Annotated in this window: 15 protein-coding genes; 9 read left to right on the forward strand and 6 right to left on the reverse strand. The window is 68.3% G+C overall.

What is annotated here, in order from left to right:
* Positions 1-32: 32 nt before the first annotated feature.
* The 3 genes from AC07NI_RS24840 to AC07NI_RS24850 are packed head-to-tail and all read right to left on the reverse strand — an operon-like array spanning position 33 to position 2,775.
* Entirely contained in the window at positions 33-965 is a 933-nt protein-coding gene (locus AC07NI_RS24840; protein ID WP_494624154.1) for a dihydrodipicolinate synthase family protein, read from the reverse strand.
* Positions 966-1,009: 44 nt separating this feature from the next.
* Positions 1,010-1,651 carry a cysteine hydrolase family protein gene (locus AC07NI_RS24845; protein ID WP_494624156.1) on the reverse strand — a complete coding sequence of 214 codons (642 nt, stop codon included), beginning with the start codon at positions 1,649-1,651 and terminating at the stop codon, positions 1,010-1,012.
* A gap of 53 nt (positions 1,652-1,704) precedes the next feature.
* On the reverse strand, positions 1,705-2,775 hold the full coding sequence (locus tag AC07NI_RS24850; RefSeq protein ID WP_494624158.1) for a 4-oxalomesaconate tautomerase: 1,071 nt from the start codon (positions 2,773-2,775) through the stop codon (positions 1,705-1,707).
* 95 nt (positions 2,776-2,870) lie between these two features.
* Between AC07NI_RS24850 and AC07NI_RS24855 the strand changes: the two genes are divergently transcribed.
* Both AC07NI_RS24855 and AC07NI_RS24860 read left to right on the forward strand, forming a co-directional pair.
* A complete protein-coding gene (locus AC07NI_RS24855; protein ID WP_494624160.1) occupies positions 2,871-3,782 on the forward strand; it encodes a LysR family transcriptional regulator in 912 nt (303 codons plus the stop codon).
* 258 nt (positions 3,783-4,040) lie between these two features.
* Entirely contained in the window at positions 4,041-5,063 is a 1,023-nt protein-coding gene (locus tag AC07NI_RS24860; RefSeq protein WP_494624162.1) for an alpha/beta hydrolase, read from the forward strand.
* A gap of 78 nt (positions 5,064-5,141) precedes the next feature.
* Here AC07NI_RS24860 and AC07NI_RS24865 read toward each other — a convergent pair whose 3' ends face one another.
* The 3 genes from AC07NI_RS24865 to AC07NI_RS24875 all read right to left on the reverse strand — a co-directional run bounded on the left by AC07NI_RS24865 (position 5,142) and on the right by AC07NI_RS24875 (position 8,033).
* Positions 5,142-6,506 (reverse strand): MmgE/PrpD family protein, encoded by a 1,365-nt coding sequence (locus AC07NI_RS24865; protein WP_494624164.1) that lies wholly within the window; start codon positions 6,504-6,506, stop codon positions 5,142-5,144.
* Positions 6,507-6,627: 121 nt separating this feature from the next.
* Complete coding sequence (locus AC07NI_RS24870) at positions 6,628-7,287, reverse strand: cysteine hydrolase family protein (RefSeq protein WP_494624166.1); 660 nt, start codon at positions 7,285-7,287, stop codon at positions 6,628-6,630.
* Positions 7,287-8,033, reverse strand: a complete 747-nt coding sequence (locus tag AC07NI_RS24875) for an alpha/beta fold hydrolase (protein ID WP_494624168.1) — start codon at positions 8,031-8,033, stop codon at positions 7,287-7,289. Before AC07NI_RS24875 ends, AC07NI_RS24870 begins: the two co-directional genes overlap by 1 nt.
* Before the next feature lie 170 nt (positions 8,034-8,203).
* On the opposite strand from AC07NI_RS24875, the gene nrdR reads away from it, so the two are divergent.
* The 7 genes from nrdR (at position 8,204) to AC07NI_RS24910 (ending at position 16,720) form a co-directional block, all read left to right on the forward strand.
* Complete coding sequence (gene nrdR, locus AC07NI_RS24880) at positions 8,204-8,689, forward strand: transcriptional regulator NrdR (RefSeq protein WP_494624170.1); 486 nt, start codon at positions 8,204-8,206, stop codon at positions 8,687-8,689.
* Positions 8,690-8,938: 249 nt separating this feature from the next.
* Positions 8,939-11,155 carry a TonB-dependent receptor gene (locus tag AC07NI_RS24885; protein WP_494624172.1) on the forward strand — a complete coding sequence of 739 codons (2,217 nt, stop codon included), beginning with the start codon at positions 8,939-8,941 and terminating at the stop codon, positions 11,153-11,155.
* Positions 11,156-11,265: 110 nt separating this feature from the next.
* Entirely contained in the window at positions 11,266-12,687 is a 1,422-nt protein-coding gene (locus AC07NI_RS24890; RefSeq protein ID WP_494624174.1) for a CoA transferase, read from the forward strand.
* Between the two features lie 28 nt (positions 12,688-12,715).
* A complete protein-coding gene (locus AC07NI_RS24895) occupies positions 12,716-13,288 on the forward strand; it encodes a carboxymuconolactone decarboxylase family protein (RefSeq protein ID WP_494624176.1) in 573 nt (190 codons plus the stop codon).
* On the forward strand, positions 13,285-14,160 hold the full coding sequence (locus AC07NI_RS24900) for an acyl-CoA thioesterase (RefSeq protein ID WP_494624178.1): 876 nt from the start codon (positions 13,285-13,287) through the stop codon (positions 14,158-14,160). Before AC07NI_RS24895 ends, AC07NI_RS24900 begins: the two co-directional genes overlap by 4 nt.
* Before the next feature lie 219 nt (positions 14,161-14,379).
* Complete coding sequence (locus AC07NI_RS24905) at positions 14,380-15,579, forward strand: acyl-CoA dehydrogenase family protein (protein ID WP_494624180.1); 1,200 nt, start codon at positions 14,380-14,382, stop codon at positions 15,577-15,579.
* A gap of 31 nt (positions 15,580-15,610) precedes the next feature.
* A complete protein-coding gene (locus AC07NI_RS24910) occupies positions 15,611-16,720 on the forward strand; it encodes an acyl-CoA dehydrogenase family protein (protein WP_494624182.1) in 1,110 nt (369 codons plus the stop codon).
* Positions 16,721-16,781: the final 61 nt, after the last annotated feature.

The raw sequence follows: 16,781 nt of genomic DNA on the forward strand, positions 1-16,781 counted from the left end.
GCCGGACGGTCCCGTCGCGCCTCTGGGCGCCGTTAGGCGGCGGCCTGAAGCTTGGGCAGGCCCGGCAGGTTCAGGGCGTCGACCTGGCGCGCGTATTCGTCGATCAGCTCGGGGGCCAGCTCGATGCGCGGCGCGCGCAGGCGTCCGCCCGGCAGGCCAAAGCGGTTCATCAGCGGCTTGAGGCCGCGCGAGGAGTGACCGCCGTATTTCACATAGAGGCTCTCGTAGGCCATCAGCTTGCCGAACGAGGTGCGCACCGCCTCCAGGTCCTTGTTGCGCCAGGCGGTGATCACGTCGGCGACCATCTTGGGCGAGAGATTGCCCTCGCCGCCCATGAAGCCGTTGCCGCCCAGGCCCAGCACCGAAAGGCCGTTGGTCGGCCCCGCGCAGTGGATCTCGATCTGGTCGCCGACCCGGTGGATCAGCTGGCCCAGATAGGCGATGTCGGGCCCGCCGTAGGACATGCCGATGACCTGACCGGGGAAGCGATTGACGATCGTCTCGACCACCTGCACGGGCAGGACGTAGCCGGAGACGAAGTGGCTGGAGAGATAGATCGGCAGCGAGGTCTTCTCGATGACGCTGGAATAGTACTGGACCATCTCGGCGGGACTGGGATGGATGGCGTGGCCGATCTCAAGCGAGAAGATCTGGGCCGCGTCGACCTTGGCGCGCTCGGCGGCCTTCATGAAATCGATCATCTCGTCGGCCGTGCGCGGCTCGCAACCCATGGCCCGGCACTGGACCTTGCCCTTCAGCTCCTCGACCGAGATCTGCAGGATCCGGTCGCGTTCCTCGGGCGTGAAGGTGTAGGCCTCGCTGGTGGCGCTGCCGGCGACATAGACCGAGCACCCGTGCTCGGCCAGCCGGCGAAGCTGGGTGCGGTAGGCGGCCTCGTCGATCGCGCCGTTCTCGGCGAAGGGCGTGGTGGTGATCACCACGACGCTCAGTTTCTTCTCGGACATTTCTAACTCCCTTTGGATGCTTGTTTTGGGGTGGCGGGCGGCGCCTATCGCGGCGCGGCGGCCCAGACGTCGGTGATCTCTTGGGTGGTGGCGACCGGCGACCAGGCGCGCAGGAAGGCGATGCTGGCGTCGTGCTTTTCGGGGCTGTAGGAGCCGCAGGCGTCCTCGGCCACGACCGGGTAGTAGCCGGTGGCCACCGCGTGACGGGCGGTGAACTCCACGCCGATCTCGGTGGCCACCCCGGCCAGGACGATCGACTGGACGCCGCGCGCCTTCAGGCGAAGGTCCAGCGGGGTGTCGACGAACAGCGAGGGCATGCTCTTTTCGAGCACCACGTGATGGGCCGCCGGCTCGAAGCCCTCCAGGAACTCGGATTCCGGCGAGCCGCGCTGCATGAACGGCTTGAGCTTGGACGGATGGTCCACGCCCTGCTTGCGCATCAGAAACAGCAGGAACGGCCCGACCGTCAGGTCGAGCGGCGGCAGGATGTGGCGGCTCCAGACCACCAGCACCCCGGCCGCTTCGGCCGCGTCCAGCAGGCGGCGGGCGTTGGCGCGCACCTGATCGACATTGCTGGCCTTGCCCGCCAGGCCCTTTTGCATGTCCCACAGAACCAGGGCCGTCGTCCTGGGATCGACGAACTGGGCGAGGGTCTGGGGGACGCTGGATTTGGGGAGTTCGCCCATGTGGCCTTTCACTTTCGAAACGATGGCGCGCTCAGAGCGCGGGAGTTGCGTGATCAGCCGAGGCTGTCGGGGAGGAAGACTTCGCCCGCGAACAGCTTGCGGGCGGTGCGGATCAGGGAGGCGCGGGCGACCTGGCCGGCCGCGTCGCGCTCGACCTCGACCGCCAGCTGGCCCTTGGGATGTTCGATGCGGACCACCCGAAGCGAACCGGCGGGGGCGGGCGCGACAAGATCGGCCGCCACCGTGCCGGGCGTCAGGCAGGCGGTGGCCAGGCAGACCCCGCCGGTGACCGCGAACGAGCGATGGCAGCTGTGGGGCATGAAATAGCGGGCGCTGATGTCGCCGCCGCCCAGCGCCCTGGAGACCATGATGACCTTGGGCAGGACGCTGTTGCGCACGTCCCCCAGACCCATGCGCCGGCCCGCCTCCAGGCGCAGGGCCTCGATCCGGGCGAAGAAGGCGGTGTCGGCGTCCAGATCGGCGGGCGTCTCGCGCCCCGTCTTGCCCAGGCTTTCGGCGGCGATCATCAGGACCGGCGTGGCCATGTCGATCAGGGTCACGGGCAGGTTGTCGATGGCCTCGCAGGCCTTGCCGGTCGGCAGCAGCCGTCCGGTCTTGGAGCCGTGGGCGTCCAGGAAGGTCAGCTTCACCGGCGCGCCCGAGCCCGGCACCCCGTCGATCACCGCGTCGCCGACATAGGTCACCGCCCCGCCCGGGGTCTGGACGATGGCCTCCACCAGGGTGGCGGTGTTGAGGTTGCGGATGGTCAGCCGGGTTTCGGGGTCGCCGGCGACGACCAGGCCGGTTTCGATGGCGTAGGGCCCGACGGCCACCAGCATGTTGCCGCAGTTGGGGCCGGTGTCGACGGTGGGGTCGCAGATGCCGACCTGGGCGAACAGATAGTCGACGTCGGCGTCGGCAGAGGTCGAGCGGTCGACCATGGCCACCTTGCTGGTGGTCGGGGCCGCCCCACCCAGGCCGTCGATCTGCTGATCCTGGCCCGCGCCCATGACGCCGATCAACACCGCGTCACGCGCCGCGCCGTCGGACGGCAGGTCGCTGGTGCGCAGGAACGGCCCCTTGGAGGTCCCCCCTCGCATCAGTACGCACGGTATGGCCCGCATCTCTTATCCCCGTTGACGCGGGGAACTTCGCGGGCCACCAATCTTATGTAAAATGCAAAGGTCTGAACCAATAATGCGCGCAGGACATATATAGGATGGACATCTCCCTCAACGAACTGCGCAGCTTCGTGGCGATCGCCGACCTGGGCAATTTCAGCGACGCGGCCTACGCCCTGAACATCTCCCAGCCGGCCCTGACTCGGCGGATCCAGAAACTGGAAGAGCAACTGGGCGTGCAGCTGCTGGACCGCACCACCCGGCAGGTGAGCCTGTCGGTCGTGGGCCGCGACTTCGTCCCGCGGGTGCGCCACCTGATCGACGAGCTGGACAGCTCCCTGCTGTCGATGCGCGAGATCGCCGAGCGCGTCTCGGGCCAGGTGACCATCGCCTGCGTGCCGACGGCCGCCTTCTATTTCCTTCCCGAAGTCATCAAGGCCTTCAACGAGGAGTTCCCGCGCATCCGGGTCAAGATCATGGACGAGGGCGCCAACCTGGTGCTGCGCAGCGTCATGCAAGGCGAGGCCGATCTCGGCATCAATCTGATCGGCCACGAGGAGCCGGAGATCGAATTCGAGCCGCTGCTGGACGAGCCGTTCGTGGTTGCTTGCCGCAAGGACCATCCCCTGGCGGCGCTCAGCCAGGTGCGCTGGGAGGACCTGGCGCCCTACAAGCTGATCATGGCCGCGCGGATGAGCGGCAACCGCCTGCTGATCGACCAGGCCTTCGCGCGCCTGGGGTCGCGACCGCGCGGCCTCTACGAGGTCAACCACCTGACCACGTCCCTGGGGCTGGTCGAGGCGGGGCTCGGCATCGCGGCCCTGCCGCGCATGGCCATGCCGCGCGACCGCCTCCATCCGCTGATCAGCCGCCCGCTGATCGAGCCGGTGGTGACCCGCACCATGGGCATCATCCGCCGGCGCAGCGGCAAGCTGTCGCCGTCCGCCGCCAGCTTCTACAAACTGATCAAGACCAAGTGGCAGAGCGTGGAGACCCTGCCGGCCGACTAAGGTTTGATGCGTTTCATGCAATAGTCGTTCAGACCTTTGCATTTTACATGGACGCCGGCCTGCTGACACCTGAACCGCAAAAGCCAGACGCGGGGATGGAACGTGGGACCGGGAAACAGCAGTGGCGCGGCGACGCGGACAAAGACGCGCGATCCTCGACCGCCCGCCGGACCGGCCGCCGCGCCGCCGCTCGAAATCGCGGAGCAGGGGGTCTTCTATGTCGGCGGCGACTATGCGCCCCCGCCCGGGCCCACGACCATGTCGGGCCAGATGTATGTCGAGTTCCAGATCCCGGCGCGGCGCACCAAGCCCTGGCCGATCGTGATGATCCACGGCAATCTTCAGACCGGCGCGACCTTCAAGGCCACCCCGGACGGCCGGGAGGGTTGGGCCACCTGGTTCCTGCGCCAAGGCTATGCGGTCTATGTGGTCGACCAGGTCGGCCGCGGCCGCTCGGGGTTCTTCGGCGACGTCTATGGCGATTGCCGCAAACCCTGGGCCGAGATCGTCGAGCGGCTCTTCACCCATCCGGCCGGACAGTCGAAGTTCCCGCAGGCGGACCTGCACAGCCAGTGGCCGGGCGGCGGCAAACCGGGCGACCCGGTCTTCGACCAGTTCTTCGCCTGGCACGTGGAAAGCCTGCACTCGACCGCCGACAACGAGGCGCTCAACCGCGCGGTCGGAGCGGCGCTGCTGGAGAAGGTGGGTCCCTGCATCCTGCTGACCCATTCCCAGTCCGGACCGATCGGCTGGGGCCTGGCCGACGACAATCCGGGCCTGGTCAAGGCCATCATCGCCGTCGAGCCCAGCGGTCCGCCGTTCCGCGGCGTCGACTATGTCGGACCGCCCGACTGGTTCCGCGACTCGGGCGGCGGCGAGGGCGGGCGCGCCAACAGCTCCAACGTCGTCCTGCCCTGCGGGGTCACCAGCCACCCCCTGGCCTTCGATCCGCCGGTCGGCGACGGCGATGATTTCGCGCTCGAGCGCGAAGGCGTCCCGGCCGATCCGCATCAGGCGCGCGGCTGGCTTCAGGCGCGGCCGGTCCGGACCCTGCCCCGGCTCAAGGACATGCCGGCCCTGATCGTCACCGGCGAGGCCTCCTACCACGCGCCCTACGACGCGATCACCGCCCGGTTCCTGGCCCAGGCCGGCGTTCCGGTTCGCCACCTCCAGCTTGCCGACCTCGGGATTCACGGCAACGGCCACATGATGATGGTCGAGCAGAACAATCTCGAGGTCGCACAGGTGCTGGCCGACTGGCTGGCCACGATCACCGAGTGACTCCCTCATCGGTGATCGCCTCTGGTCGCCGGCCGAGCGCCTCCGCGCCGGCCGGCGGCCGATCTTTTTGAGGCCGGCTCATCCGCACGGCGCCAGCGCCTCGGCTAGGCTCGCCACGTGCTCGAGCCCCTTGAGGGTCTCGAACAGCGTGTCGGCCTGATCGTCCGACAGGACGCGGCGGGCGCAGTCGGTGAACTTGCCGCGCAGGCGCTCGGGGCTGATGGGCGCGCCCGCGGCGATGTCGACGGCGCGCTCGACCCGCTGGGAGAGCGTGCGCCCGTCGCGCAAGGTGACCACCACCTCGGCCCCGCCGTCACGGCGGCCGGCCTGGCCGGTGTCGGGATGAATGGTCACGGCGATGCGGTCCATCACCGCGCGGATCTTGGCGTCGCGATAGGCGTCGTGCTCGAAGTCCTCGAACCGGGGCCGCCCGCCCGTCAGGGTGCGGGCCAGGCAGTATTGGGTGCTGAACTTGGCGTCGACGTCGCTCTGCGGGTCGGGGCGGTTGACGTGATCGTAGCGCGCCGTCTGCAGCCTGCCCTCCAGCCGGGCGACCTCGTCGGCGCCGAAGCCGTGCTCGGCCATCAGGGCGATCAGGACGTCGAGCGCGGCGTGGAAGACCGCGCAGCACGGGTACTGTTTGACGCCTGGTTCGGAGGCCAGCAGATCAAATTGCGGCGCGCCTTCGGTCAGGCTGAGCGGCCCGGTCTGGCCGGCGAACAGGGCCAGAAAACCTCGACGGTCGGTCAGGGCGTCCAGCGCCCCGGTCATGCCCGCCTGGGCCGACAAGGCCGACAGCATCCCGTGATAGCCCGCCATCCCGGCGGCCAGCGGCTTGGTCATGGTGCCGGCGTGGGCCATCACCCCCGAGGCGAACATCGCCGAGATGCTGACGGCCTGGGCGGTCGCCGCGGCGTCCAGTTCCAACAGGTGGGCGCAGCCGGCGGCGGCCCCGATCACGCCCAGGGTCCCGGTCGGATACCAGCCGCGCCGGAAGAGCTCGGGATTGGCCAGGCGCCCGACTCTCGCCTGGGTCTCCCAGCCGGCCACGAAGGCGGTGATCAAGGCCTTGCCGCTGGCGCGTCGGCTCTCGGCCAGGGCCAGGAGGGGCGGCAGCAGGTGGATGGACGGATGGCCCGCGAAGGTGGCGTTGATGCTGTCGAAGTCCATGGCGTGGATCGACGTGCCGTTGATGATCGCCGCGTCGAGCGGCCGGGCCCGGCGGCGCAAGCCCAGCAAGGTGGCCCAGGACCCCGGGTCGCTCGTCGCGCCCGGTCCCAGCAGCACCTGTTCGATGATCCGCGCGGCATGGTCGCCCGACCCGGCCAACCCGACCCCGATCGTGTCGACGATCGAGATCTTGGCCCGCTCGGCCACCTCGCCGGGAAGATCATCGAAGACGAGTCTGGCGCTCTGGTCGGCCAGTTGCTGGACTAGGGTCACGTAGGTCGCTCCGCTTCTCGACGTTGTTTATCCGTCGCTAATCGAGACCTCGCCGATCGAAGTAAAATGCAAATATCTCAACTACCGATGCGGCCCGGACATGAGTGCCGCACCTGGATCGTCAGTAGGTGTCCAGGGCCTCCTGCACCGCTGCGGACTGGCGCAGCGCCGCGGCCTGGTCCAGCTCAGCCAACAGGTCGGTCAGGCCGAGCACGGTCTGTTCGTGGTAGGCCGCGCCCCGGATCGCGGCGATGGCCGCGGCGTGGACCGCCTGGTCGCGGCAGGCGCAGGCCTCCTCCAGCACCAGGGTCTTGAACCCCAGCTGGCGCGCGTCGTGGAAGGTGGCCATCACCCCGACATTGGTGGTGATGCCGGCCAGGATCACCGTGTCGATCCCGTTCAGCTCCAGCTCCAGCTTCAGGCGGGTCTGGGCGAAACCGGACGGATAAACCTTCTCGACCGCCGCGTCGCTGGGGCCCAAGACCTCGATCAACTTGTGTCCGAACGCGCCCGGGGCGAAGTCGCCGTCGCGCAGGATCGGCACGGCGGCCTTGAAATCGGGCCTGAACATCGAGCGTCCGCCGCGACCGATCGGGGCGGTGTAGTGCAGCGACACGATCAGGACGCCGGCCTCCCGGGCCGCGGCGATCGCCGCCTGGAGGGGCTGGAGGATCCCCGACACGTCGAACTGGGCCTTGACCCGACCCAGCGCGCCGCGCGGATCGACGAAGTCGTTCTGCAGGTCGACCAGGACGAGGGCGGTCTTGTCGGCGACGATCATCAGAGGGCGCCCACCGGCGGGGACCGCAGGATCGCCGGCTCCAGGGCGTCGATCAGGATGTTGGTCAGGCCCACGGGGGCGTCGACCATCAGGTCATGGCCCCCCGCCAGGGCGAAGGCGCGCCAGGTCGGATCGTCCTTGAAACCGGCGTGCAGGTCGCGGAACTGCGAGCGCGCATAGTCCTTGGCGCAGACGAAGACCCGGCGGCCGGCGAACCGCTCGACCGCGCCGCTGAGGGCGATGGCGTCGGTGCAGGTGCGCAGCGGCGTGGGGGTCAGCAGCGCGTCGATCCAACGACGGTCCAGGTCGGAGACCACCCCGTAGCTGGCCGCCGTGGGCTTCGACAGCAGGCCGCCGTGGGCCTGGGCGTCGGCCGTGAGCAGGTCCAGCGCGCCCTCCGGGAAGAAATCGACCAGGCGCTGGCCGTCCTTGGGCACGAAGGCGTCGGCATAGACGAGGGCGGCGATCTGGTCGGGAACGCGATCGGCCACCCCGGTGATCACCATCCCGCCATAGGAGTGGCCGCAGAGGACGACGTCGTCCAGGCGCTCGAACTTCAGCAGGTTGACGACGTCCTGGACGTGGGTCTCCAGCCCGATCTCGGGCGTGGCCAGGTGGGATCGCTCGCCAAGTCCGGTCAGGGTCGGGGTGAAGACCTGATGGCCCGCTTCGCGCAGGCGGCGGGCGACCTTGGCCCAGCACCAGCCGCCGTGAAATCCGCCGTGCACCAGAACGTAGGTCGTCATCGCGCTCCCCAGGATTGGCCGCCCGCCGTCCGGGGCCCCGTCGGGGCTCGATGGCGGCGACACTGTTTTGCGACCTCACTACTCTATGAGTAGATTTTAGTAAAATCCTTTGCGAGCATGGGCGCATCAAAAGCGGCCCGCGACGCCGCGCCACCGGGGAGGGGGCGATCATGAACTGTCCATTCTGCGGCCATGCCGAAAGCCAGGTCAAAGACAGCCGCCCCTCCGAGGACGGCCAGGCCATACGCCGCCGGCGCTCCTGCCCCGCCTGCGGCGGGCGCTTCACCACCTTCGAGCGCGTCCAGCTGCGCGATCTGGTGATCCTCAAGCGCAGCGGCCGCCGCGAGACCTTCGACCGCGACAAGCTGGAGCGCTCGGTGGCCGTGGCCATCCGCAAGCGTCCCCTCGACCATGAACGGGTCCAGCGCATGATCTCCGCGATCGTGCGCCAGCTGGAGAGCCTGGGGGAGACGGAGCTGGACTCCACCGTGGTCGGGGAGCTGGTCATGAAGCACCTGAAGGTCCTCGATGAGGTCTCCTACGTGCGCTACGCCTCGGTCTACCGCGACTTCAGGAAGACCGTCGATTTCGCCAACTTCCTCGGCTCAGAGGGCCTGAAAAACCACAGCGCCGGGCCCGATATCGACGACGCCTGAGCTCTAGAGGCCAGCGGCGACCGCGTCTCGAACGTCGCCGCCCTCTTCAAATCGTTGTTCCGTCGAAAGGCGAAACCCCTTGCGGCGCAAGCCTTTGCGCGCGCCAAGCGGGCATTTTTGCCTCTCTTCACAAATTATTTTCATCTTAGATTCTAATAAAATCCCTTGTGAAAGTTTGATGGTGGAATATTTATCCGCCCAGGCGTCAACCAGAACGCCAAACGAGAGAGATTGAGGGAGGTTTTTAGGATGCTGAAGACGACTTTGCTGGCCGCCACCGCGATGGTCGCCCTGGGCGCGCCCGCCTATGCGCAGGACGCCGCCGCCCCCGTCGCCGCCGCCCCGTCGCAGCCCCAGGCCCAACCTCAAGCCGCTTCCGATGAAGCCACCGTGCTGGGCGACATCATCGTCACCGCCCAGCGCCGCTCCGAGCGGCTGCAGGACGTCCCGGTGACCATCACCGCCTTCTCGTCCGAGCAGATCACCCAAAAGCGCATCCAGTCGATCGGCGATGTCGTCAGCCTGACGCCGGGCCTGGCCCTGGACGCTTTCCCGACCATGCAGCCACGCCCCTTCATCCGCGGCATCGGCTCGGCCGACACCGGCCTGGGCGGCGATCCCAGCGTCGGCATCTTCATCGACGACATCTATATGGGCCGCCCCGCCTCGGCCAATTTCGACGCCTTCGACGTCGAGCGCATCGAGGTCCTGAAGGGCCCGCAGGGCACGCTCTACGGCCGCAACGTGGTCGGCGGCGCGCTCAGCGTCATCACCAAGAAGCCCGACGTCGACGGCCTGTCGGCCGGGATCGAGGCCACGGTCGGCAACTATGAGCGCTATGAGGGGGCCGGCTTCGTCAATCTGCCGATCGTCGAGGGCAAGGCGGCCGTTCGCCTGAGCGTCGCCGACCGCGAGCACGGCGGTTTCGTCAAGAACAGCTACACCGGCGGCGAACTGGACACCCAGGACACCAAGAGCGCCCGCCTGCAGGTGCTGTTCACCCCCACCGAAAAGCTCAACACGCTGTTTGCCTGGGACGGCACCAAGGACCGCAATTCCGGTCCGGCCCAATATGTGTTCAACCGGGATCCGGACTCCACGCGCCGCGTGCTGTGGACCGTGTCCGACGGCCGCGACGACACCGCCCCGACCACGGACGGCTACCAGAACCGCGACACCTGGGGCGTGCGCAACGCCACCAACCTGGACACTTCGATCGGCACCCTGAGCTTCATCGGCTCGTACCGGAACCTGGAGACCGGCTACTACTACGATTTCGACGGCGGCAACGACAGCTACAACCGCGCCGGCATCTATGGCGGCGCAGGCGAGGACACGCACTTCTCCAGCGAGGAGCTGCGCCTGAGCTCGCTGCCGGAAAGCCCGATCAAGTGGGTGGTGGGCCTCTACCACTTCGACCAGAAGGGCCACTCGTCCAACATCCAGCAGATCTACACCCGCGCCAGCCTGACCGCCCCGGCTCCGACGGCCCTGCCGACCGAGAACTTCCGGCGCTGGGCGGGCCTGGAGAGCGTGGCGGCCTTCGCCGACGTGACCGTGCCGGTGGGCGAGAAGATCAAGCTGTTCGGCGGCCTGCGCTACACCAAGGACGACAAGGACTGGCGGGTCAGCAACAAGGACAGCACCGCGTTCTTCGTGAGCACCGAGCGGTTCGACGTCTCCACCTCGGCCAAGTTCGACGCCACCACCTGGCGCATCGGCGCCGACTACAAGATCGCGCCGGACCTGATGGTGTTCGCCCAGGTCTCCAAAGGCTTCAAGAGCGGCGGCTTCCAGGGCTCGCCGGCCACGGCCGCCGAGGCGGTCCAGGCCTTCCAGCCCGAGCAGGCCACCCAGTATGAGCTGGGCCAGAAGGGCAAGTTCTTCGACGGTCGCCTGATCTGGAACAACTCGCTGTTCTACATCGACTACACCAACCTGCAGACCCGCCAGGTCGTGGGCCTGGGCATCGTGGTCAACAACGCCGGCAAGGCGACCGTGAAGGGCTGGGAGTCCGAGGCCGTCCTGCGCCCGTTCCGCGGCGCGCAGATCTCCGCCTCCTACGCCTACACCGACGCCAAGTTCGACCAGTACAGCGACGGCACCGAGGACTTCGCGGGCAATCAGATCTCGCGCACGCCCAAGCACAAGGTGGTGCTGGCGCCGTCCTACAGCTTCAACCTGCCCCGCGACTTCTCCGCCGAAGTGTCCGGCGAATACACCTACGAGAGCAAGATCTACGACGACAACAGCAACAACCCGTACGAGGTGCGCACGCCGACCAACTTCGTCAACGCGCGCGTCGTCATCCGGCCCGCCTCGAGCGATTGGTCGGTGTCGCTGTGGGGCGAGAACCTGACCAAGGAAACGACCCGCACCTTCCAGTCGACCTTCTTCGGCGCGAACTTCGGGGCCCTGTCGGCCCCGCGCACCTACGGTGTGACCCTGCGCTGGAGCTACAACTAGGTCCTACCCCTGGCGGCGGAGGCGGGGGCCGGGCGACCGGCCGATCGTCACCGCCGCCGTCTTGTCTTCAGGGTGGGCCCACCAACGAAAACACTTGGGGTGGAACGACCATGACGGAATCTGCGACGGCCAAGAGCCGCCAACTGGCGGCGGAGCTTTGGGCGCTGGGCGGCGGTGATCCGGCCGCCCTGGACAGTCTGGTGCTGACCGGCGGCGAACCGGTCTTGCCCTCGTCGTTCCTGATGGGAACGGCCGCCCAGGCCTCGGTGGCGGTCTCGGGACTGGCCGCCGCGGAACTCTGGCGCCTGAAGACGGGCCGCCAGCAGACCGTCACGGTCGACATGCTGCACGCGGCCGTCGAGTTCAACAGCGAGAAGTATCTGCTGGTCGACGGCAATCGGCCGCCCAAGCCCTGGAACGAGTTGTCGGGCCTCTATCCGACCCGCGACGGCCGGCGCGTGCGCCTGCACACCAACTTCACCCATCACCGCGACAACGTCGTCAAACTCCTGGGCTGCGGCACGACCCGCGCCGAGGTCGCCGCCGCCCTGCTGGAATGGGACGGCCTGACGTTCGAAACCGAGGCCCACAAGGCCGGCGGCGTGGCGGCCATGGTGCGCACCTACGAGGAGTGGTCCAAGCACCCGCAGGCCGTCGCGATCAGATCGATCCCCGTCATCACCATCGAGAAAATCGGCGAGGCCGCGCCGCGTCCTCTGCCCGAGGGCCCGCGCCCGCTGTCGGGCCAGAACGTCCTTGAGTTCACCCGGGTCATCGCCGGTCCGGTCGGCGGCCGCACCCTGGCCGCCCATGGCGCGAGCGTCCTGCGCATGAACGCCCGCGACAGCCCCACCTTCGTGTGGGCCGACTGGCTGGACAAGGACACGGGCCGGGGCAAGCTGGCCACCGCCGCCGATTTCAAGACCGAAGGCGGGCGCGAGACCCTGCGCAAGCTGATCGCCGACACCGACATTCTCATCCAGGGCTACCGGCCCGGCGCCCTGGCCGACAACGGCTTCTCGGCCGAGCAGGCCGCCGCGATCCAGCCGGGCATCGTCTATGTCTCCCTGTCGGCCTACGCCCACAACGGACCCTGGGCGGGCAAGAAGGGCTTCGACTCCCTGGTCCAGACCCTCAACGGCATCGACCACGAGGAAGCCCTGGCCTTCGGCGAGACCGAAGCCAAGCCCCTGCCTTGCCAGGCCCTGGACCACGCGGCCGGCTATTTCATCGCCTATGGCGCGATGATCGCCCGGGCCCGCCAGAGCCAGGAAGGCGGCAGCTGGCATGTGCGCGTCTCGCTCGATCGGGCCGGCCAGTGGATCTACGACATGGGCCGCGAGCCTTCGGGCGTGGCGCTGGAGATGCCGCGCGGCCGTCACATCCTGGACCTGATGGCGCCGATGGACTCCACGTTCGGGGTCATCCACGCCCTCAAGCATTCGGCCGTGATGAGCGAGACGGCCACGGACTGGCTCGTGCCGCCCGCCCCGCTGGGCAGCTCCCCGCCCGTCTGGCCCGACCGGACCTGACCCCCAGAGCCTGTCCGGAGGGACGCCCATGCGACTTGCCCAGCCCCGCATCGCCCCCGTGCAGGACGGCGACCTAACCGAGGCGCAACGCGACGTCGTCGCCCCGGCCATGCGCAACCGGCCCCTGATCAACATCTACCGGACCATGGTCCACGCGCCGGACCTGCTGCAGGCGTTCCTGGTCTGGGGCGGCTACATCTTCTCGCGCCGCAACAGCCTGCCGCCCCGCGAGCGCGAACTGGTGATCCTGCGCGTGGGCGTGCTGTGCCGGTCGGGCTACGAGTTCGTCCAGCACGCCGCCCACGGCCGACGCGAGGGCCTGAGCGAGGCGGAGATCGCCGCGGTCAAGCGCGCCCCGGAAATCGGCGACTGGAGCCGGGCCGACCGCGCCCTGATCCTGGCGGCCGACCAGCTGGTCGGCGACCACTTCATCGATGAGGCGCTGTGGGCGGAGCTGGCCGAGCATTTCAGCGAGCGCCAGCGGATGGACCTGGTGTTCACGGTGGGCCAGTACGTCCAGGTCTCCATGGCGCTCAACACCTTCGGCGTGCAGCTGGATCCTGGCCAGACGCCCGATCCGGATCTGGAGGCGCGCGCATGAGCGCCGAACCCGACGGCGCGGTCGATCATTCGCCGCAGGCCCTGATCGCCGATCTGCAACGCCTGCTCGATCCCGAACGGATCGACGTCGATCTCTATCGCGGCGCCACCTGGCCCGAGGGCCGCAATCGCGTGTTCGGCGGCCAGGTCATCGCCCAGGCCCTGGCCGCGGCCATGCGGTCGGTCGAGCCGGGCCGCACGGTCCACTCGCTGCACGCCTATTTCATGCGCTCGGGCGACGAGACCCTGCCGATCGTCTACCGGGTGCTGCGCGATTTCGAAGGGCGCAGCTTCGCCACCCGCCGCGTGGTCGCCACCCAGCGCGGCGAGCCGATCCTCAACCTTGCCGCCTCCTTCCAGATCGAGGAGCAGGGCCCCAGCCACCAGGTCGACTGGCCGCAGATCGCCTGGCCCGAGCCTCGAAGCCGGGACGCGCAGCTGCCGCCGGGGCGCGCCTGGCGGTCCAGCGATCCCCGGCGGCGCCGGCCCATCGAGGTGCGCGGCGTGGAGTCGGAAGGTCCGACGCCAGGCCGCAACAGCGTGTGGTTCCGCGCCGCCGCCCCCCTGCCGTCCGATCCGGACCTTCATCGGCTGGTCCTGGCCTACGCCTCGGACCTGATGATGCTGGGCGCCTCGCTGGGCGCCCACGGCCTTTCGATCCGCGATCCCAGCGTGCAGACCGCCAGCCTCGACCACGCCCTGTGGCTGCACGCGCCCTGCGAGGTCGACGACTGGCTGCTCTATGTGACCGAAAGCCCGCGCACGGGCGGGGCGCGGGGCTTCAATCGAGGCCAGATCTTCCGTCGCGACGGCGTGCTTGTGGCCTCGGTGACCCAGGAATCCTTGTTGCGACAGAGGTTGTCCGAGACCTAAAACCAAAAAGCCGGTTTACGTTGCGTCGCCGCCGACCCGTCGCGATCTCGTCTGGTTTTCCCCGTTAAGTGTCCAGTCTATCACGGTTTTGAACGATTGTTCGCGCGCCCATGAAGCCCGCTTGCCAATAACAAAAAACCCGGTATGCATCTTTCAAACATCACGACCAGGGTAGGGCGCGCAGCGCTCGCCCAGGGTCGGCGCCCTTGGAGAGTGAACATGTCCGCCTCATCCCCCGAAGCGCTGGAGGCCTTCCGGCAGGAAACGCGCGCCTGGCTGGCCGCGAACTTCCCGCCTTCGCTGAAGGGCAAGGACAACGCCCTGTCGACGGTCGAGGCTCCGGCCGACCCCACCCCGGAGTCGACGGCCTGGACCAAGGCCATGGGCGAGAAAGGCTGGGGCGTTCCCACCTGGCCGACCGAATATGGCGGGGGCGGATTGTCGGGCAAGGAAGCCCGCATCCTCACCGACGAGATGAACAAGATCGGCGCCTGGAATCCGATCGGCGGGATGGGTGTGATCATGTTTGGTCCGACCCTGCTGGAATACGGCACCGAAGAGCAGAAGCAGCGACACATCCCGCCGATCGCCCGAGGCGAGATCCGCTGGTGCCAGGGCTATTCGGAGCCGGGCGCGGGGTCGGACCTGGCGGCGCTGTCGATGAAGTGCGAGGACATCGGCGATGCGTTCCTGGTCAACGGTCAGAAGACCTGGACCAGCGGAGGCCAATGGGCTGACTGGTGTTTCGCCCTGGTGCGCACCGACACCAGCCACAAGCAGGAAGGCATCTCCTTCCTGCTGATCGACATGAAGACGCCGGGCGTCAGCGTCAAGCCGATCGAGATGATCTCCGGCAGCTCGCCGTTCTGCGAGACCTTCTTCGACAATGTGAAGGTGCCCAAGGAAAACCTGGTCGGAAAGCTCAACCAGGGCTGGACGATCGGCAAGCGCCTGCTGCAGCACGAGCGCACCGGCCTGTCGGGCGGCGCCCAGCGTCCCGGCGGCAGCAACCGAACCCTGGCCGAGATCGCCGTGGGCCAGGTCGGCCGCGACGCCGAAGGCCGACTGGCCGACTACGACCTGCGCAACCGCATCGCCGCCTACGAGATCGAGCGGCGCCTGTTCATGACCACGGCGATCCGCATCATGGTCGAAGGCAAGGGCAACGCCGCGGTCTCGACCTTGAGCTCGATCCTCAAGAACGTCGGCTCCAAGGTCACCCAGGACCGCTCGGAACTGCTGATCGAGATCATGGGCAAGCAGGGACTGGGCTGGGAAGGCGAGGGCTTCAGCGACGGCGACCTGGCCGCCGTGCGCGGCTGGCTGTTTGGCAAGGCCATCTCGATCTACGGCGGCTCGACCGAGATCCAGAACAACGTCATCGCCAAGCGCATCCTCGGGATGCTCGACCACCAATAAGTCACGCAGCGAATTTGAGAGGATCGAGCCGATGGCGGTTCTGAACGAAGAACAGACGATGCTGCGCGACATGGCGCAGGAATGGGTCCGCAACGAAAAGCCGGTCACGGCCTTCCGCAAGACCCGCAACGCGGGCGAGCCTTTCGATCGCGAAGCCTTCGCGAGCATGGTCGAGATGGGCTGGACCGGGGTGATCATCCCCGAAGCCCAGGGCGGCTCGGGCCTGGGCTATCTCAGCCTTGGCCTGGTGCTCGAGGAGGCCGGTCGCAACCTGGTGGCCACGCCGCTTCTTTCTTCCTGCCTGGAAGCGGTCGGCGCGCTGCTGCTGGCCGGGACGGACGCCCAGAAGGATCTGTGGCTGCCGCTCCTGGCCAGTGGTGAGACCATCGGGGCCCTGACCCTGGACGAGGGTCCGCGTCACGACCCGACCAAGGTCGACACCGTGGCGACCAAGACCGCCGACGGCTGGACGCTGAACGGCTCCAAGGCCTTCGTGGCCGAGGGCCAGGAGGCGGGGCTGCTGATCGTCTCGGCCAAGACCGAGACGGGCGTGGCCCTGTTCCTGGTCCCGGGCGACGCGGCGGGGATCAAGCGCACCGTGCGCCGCCTGACCGACGCGCGCGGCCATGCCGACATCACCCTGGACGGGGTCAAGCTGCCGGCCGAGGCGCTGCTGGGCCCCGAAGACGGCGCGGCCCTGATCGACAAGGTCCTGGATCGGGCGCGGGCCGGCGTCGCCGCCGAGATGCTGGGCCTGGCCGAGCAAGCCTTCGAGACCACCCTGGACTATCTGAAGGTCCGGGTTCAGTTCGGCCAGGCGCTCTCCACCTTCCAGGCCCTGCAACACCGCTGCGCCCATCTGTTCACCCGCATCGAGCTGCTGCGCTCGGGCGTGGAGTCGGCCCTCTCGGCGATCGACGCCGACCGCGCCGACATCGCCGAGCAGGTCTCGATGACCAAGGCCGCGGCCTGCGAGGTCCTGAACCTGGCCTCGCGGGAGATGATCCAGCTGCACGGCGGGATCGGCATGACCGACGAGCACGACGCCGGCTTCTACATCAAGCGCGCCCGGGTCTTGGAAGCGCAGTGGGGCAACGCCGGCTTCCACCGCGACCGGTATGCGCGCCTCTCAGGGTTTTGATCGTCCCGCCAGTGGCGATCAGAAAGGGCGACGGCGGATGCTTGGGACCGAGGCGGCCGCC

The sequence above is a fragment of the Caulobacter sp. GW821-FHT10E02 genome (assembly GCF_059415225.1).

Excerpts from the sequence above, each read along its gene's own strand:
- AC07NI_RS24840 (WP_494624154.1), bottom strand. The coding sequence starts at position 965 with ATGTCCGAGAAGAAACTGAGCGTCGTGGTGATCACCACCACGCCCTTC.
- AC07NI_RS24845 (WP_494624156.1), bottom strand. The coding sequence starts at position 1,651 with ATGGGCGAACTCCCCAAATCCAGCGTCCCCCAGACCCTCGCCCAGTTC.
- AC07NI_RS24850 (WP_494624158.1), bottom strand. The coding sequence starts at position 2,775 with ATGCGGGCCATACCGTGCGTACTGATGCGAGGGGGGACCTCCAAGGGG.
- AC07NI_RS24855 (WP_494624160.1), top strand. The coding sequence starts at position 2,871 with ATGGACATCTCCCTCAACGAACTGCGCAGCTTCGTGGCGATCGCCGAC.
- AC07NI_RS24860 (WP_494624162.1), top strand. The coding sequence starts at position 4,041 with ATGTCGGGCCAGATGTATGTCGAGTTCCAGATCCCGGCGCGGCGCACC.
- AC07NI_RS24870 (WP_494624166.1), bottom strand. The coding sequence starts at position 7,287 with ATGATCGTCGCCGACAAGACCGCCCTCGTCCTGGTCGACCTGCAGAAC.
- AC07NI_RS24875 (WP_494624168.1), bottom strand. The coding sequence starts at position 8,033 with ATGACGACCTACGTTCTGGTGCACGGCGGATTTCACGGCGGCTGGTGC.
- nrdR (WP_494624170.1), top strand. The coding sequence starts at position 8,204 with ATGAACTGTCCATTCTGCGGCCATGCCGAAAGCCAGGTCAAAGACAGC.
- AC07NI_RS24885 (WP_494624172.1), top strand. The coding sequence starts at position 8,939 with ATGCTGAAGACGACTTTGCTGGCCGCCACCGCGATGGTCGCCCTGGGC.
- AC07NI_RS24890 (WP_494624174.1), top strand. The coding sequence starts at position 11,266 with ATGACGGAATCTGCGACGGCCAAGAGCCGCCAACTGGCGGCGGAGCTT.
- AC07NI_RS24895 (WP_494624176.1), top strand. The coding sequence starts at position 12,716 with ATGCGACTTGCCCAGCCCCGCATCGCCCCCGTGCAGGACGGCGACCTA.
- AC07NI_RS24900 (WP_494624178.1), top strand. The coding sequence starts at position 13,285 with ATGAGCGCCGAACCCGACGGCGCGGTCGATCATTCGCCGCAGGCCCTG.
- AC07NI_RS24905 (WP_494624180.1), top strand. The coding sequence starts at position 14,380 with ATGTCCGCCTCATCCCCCGAAGCGCTGGAGGCCTTCCGGCAGGAAACG.
- AC07NI_RS24910 (WP_494624182.1), top strand. The coding sequence starts at position 15,611 with ATGGCGGTTCTGAACGAAGAACAGACGATGCTGCGCGACATGGCGCAG.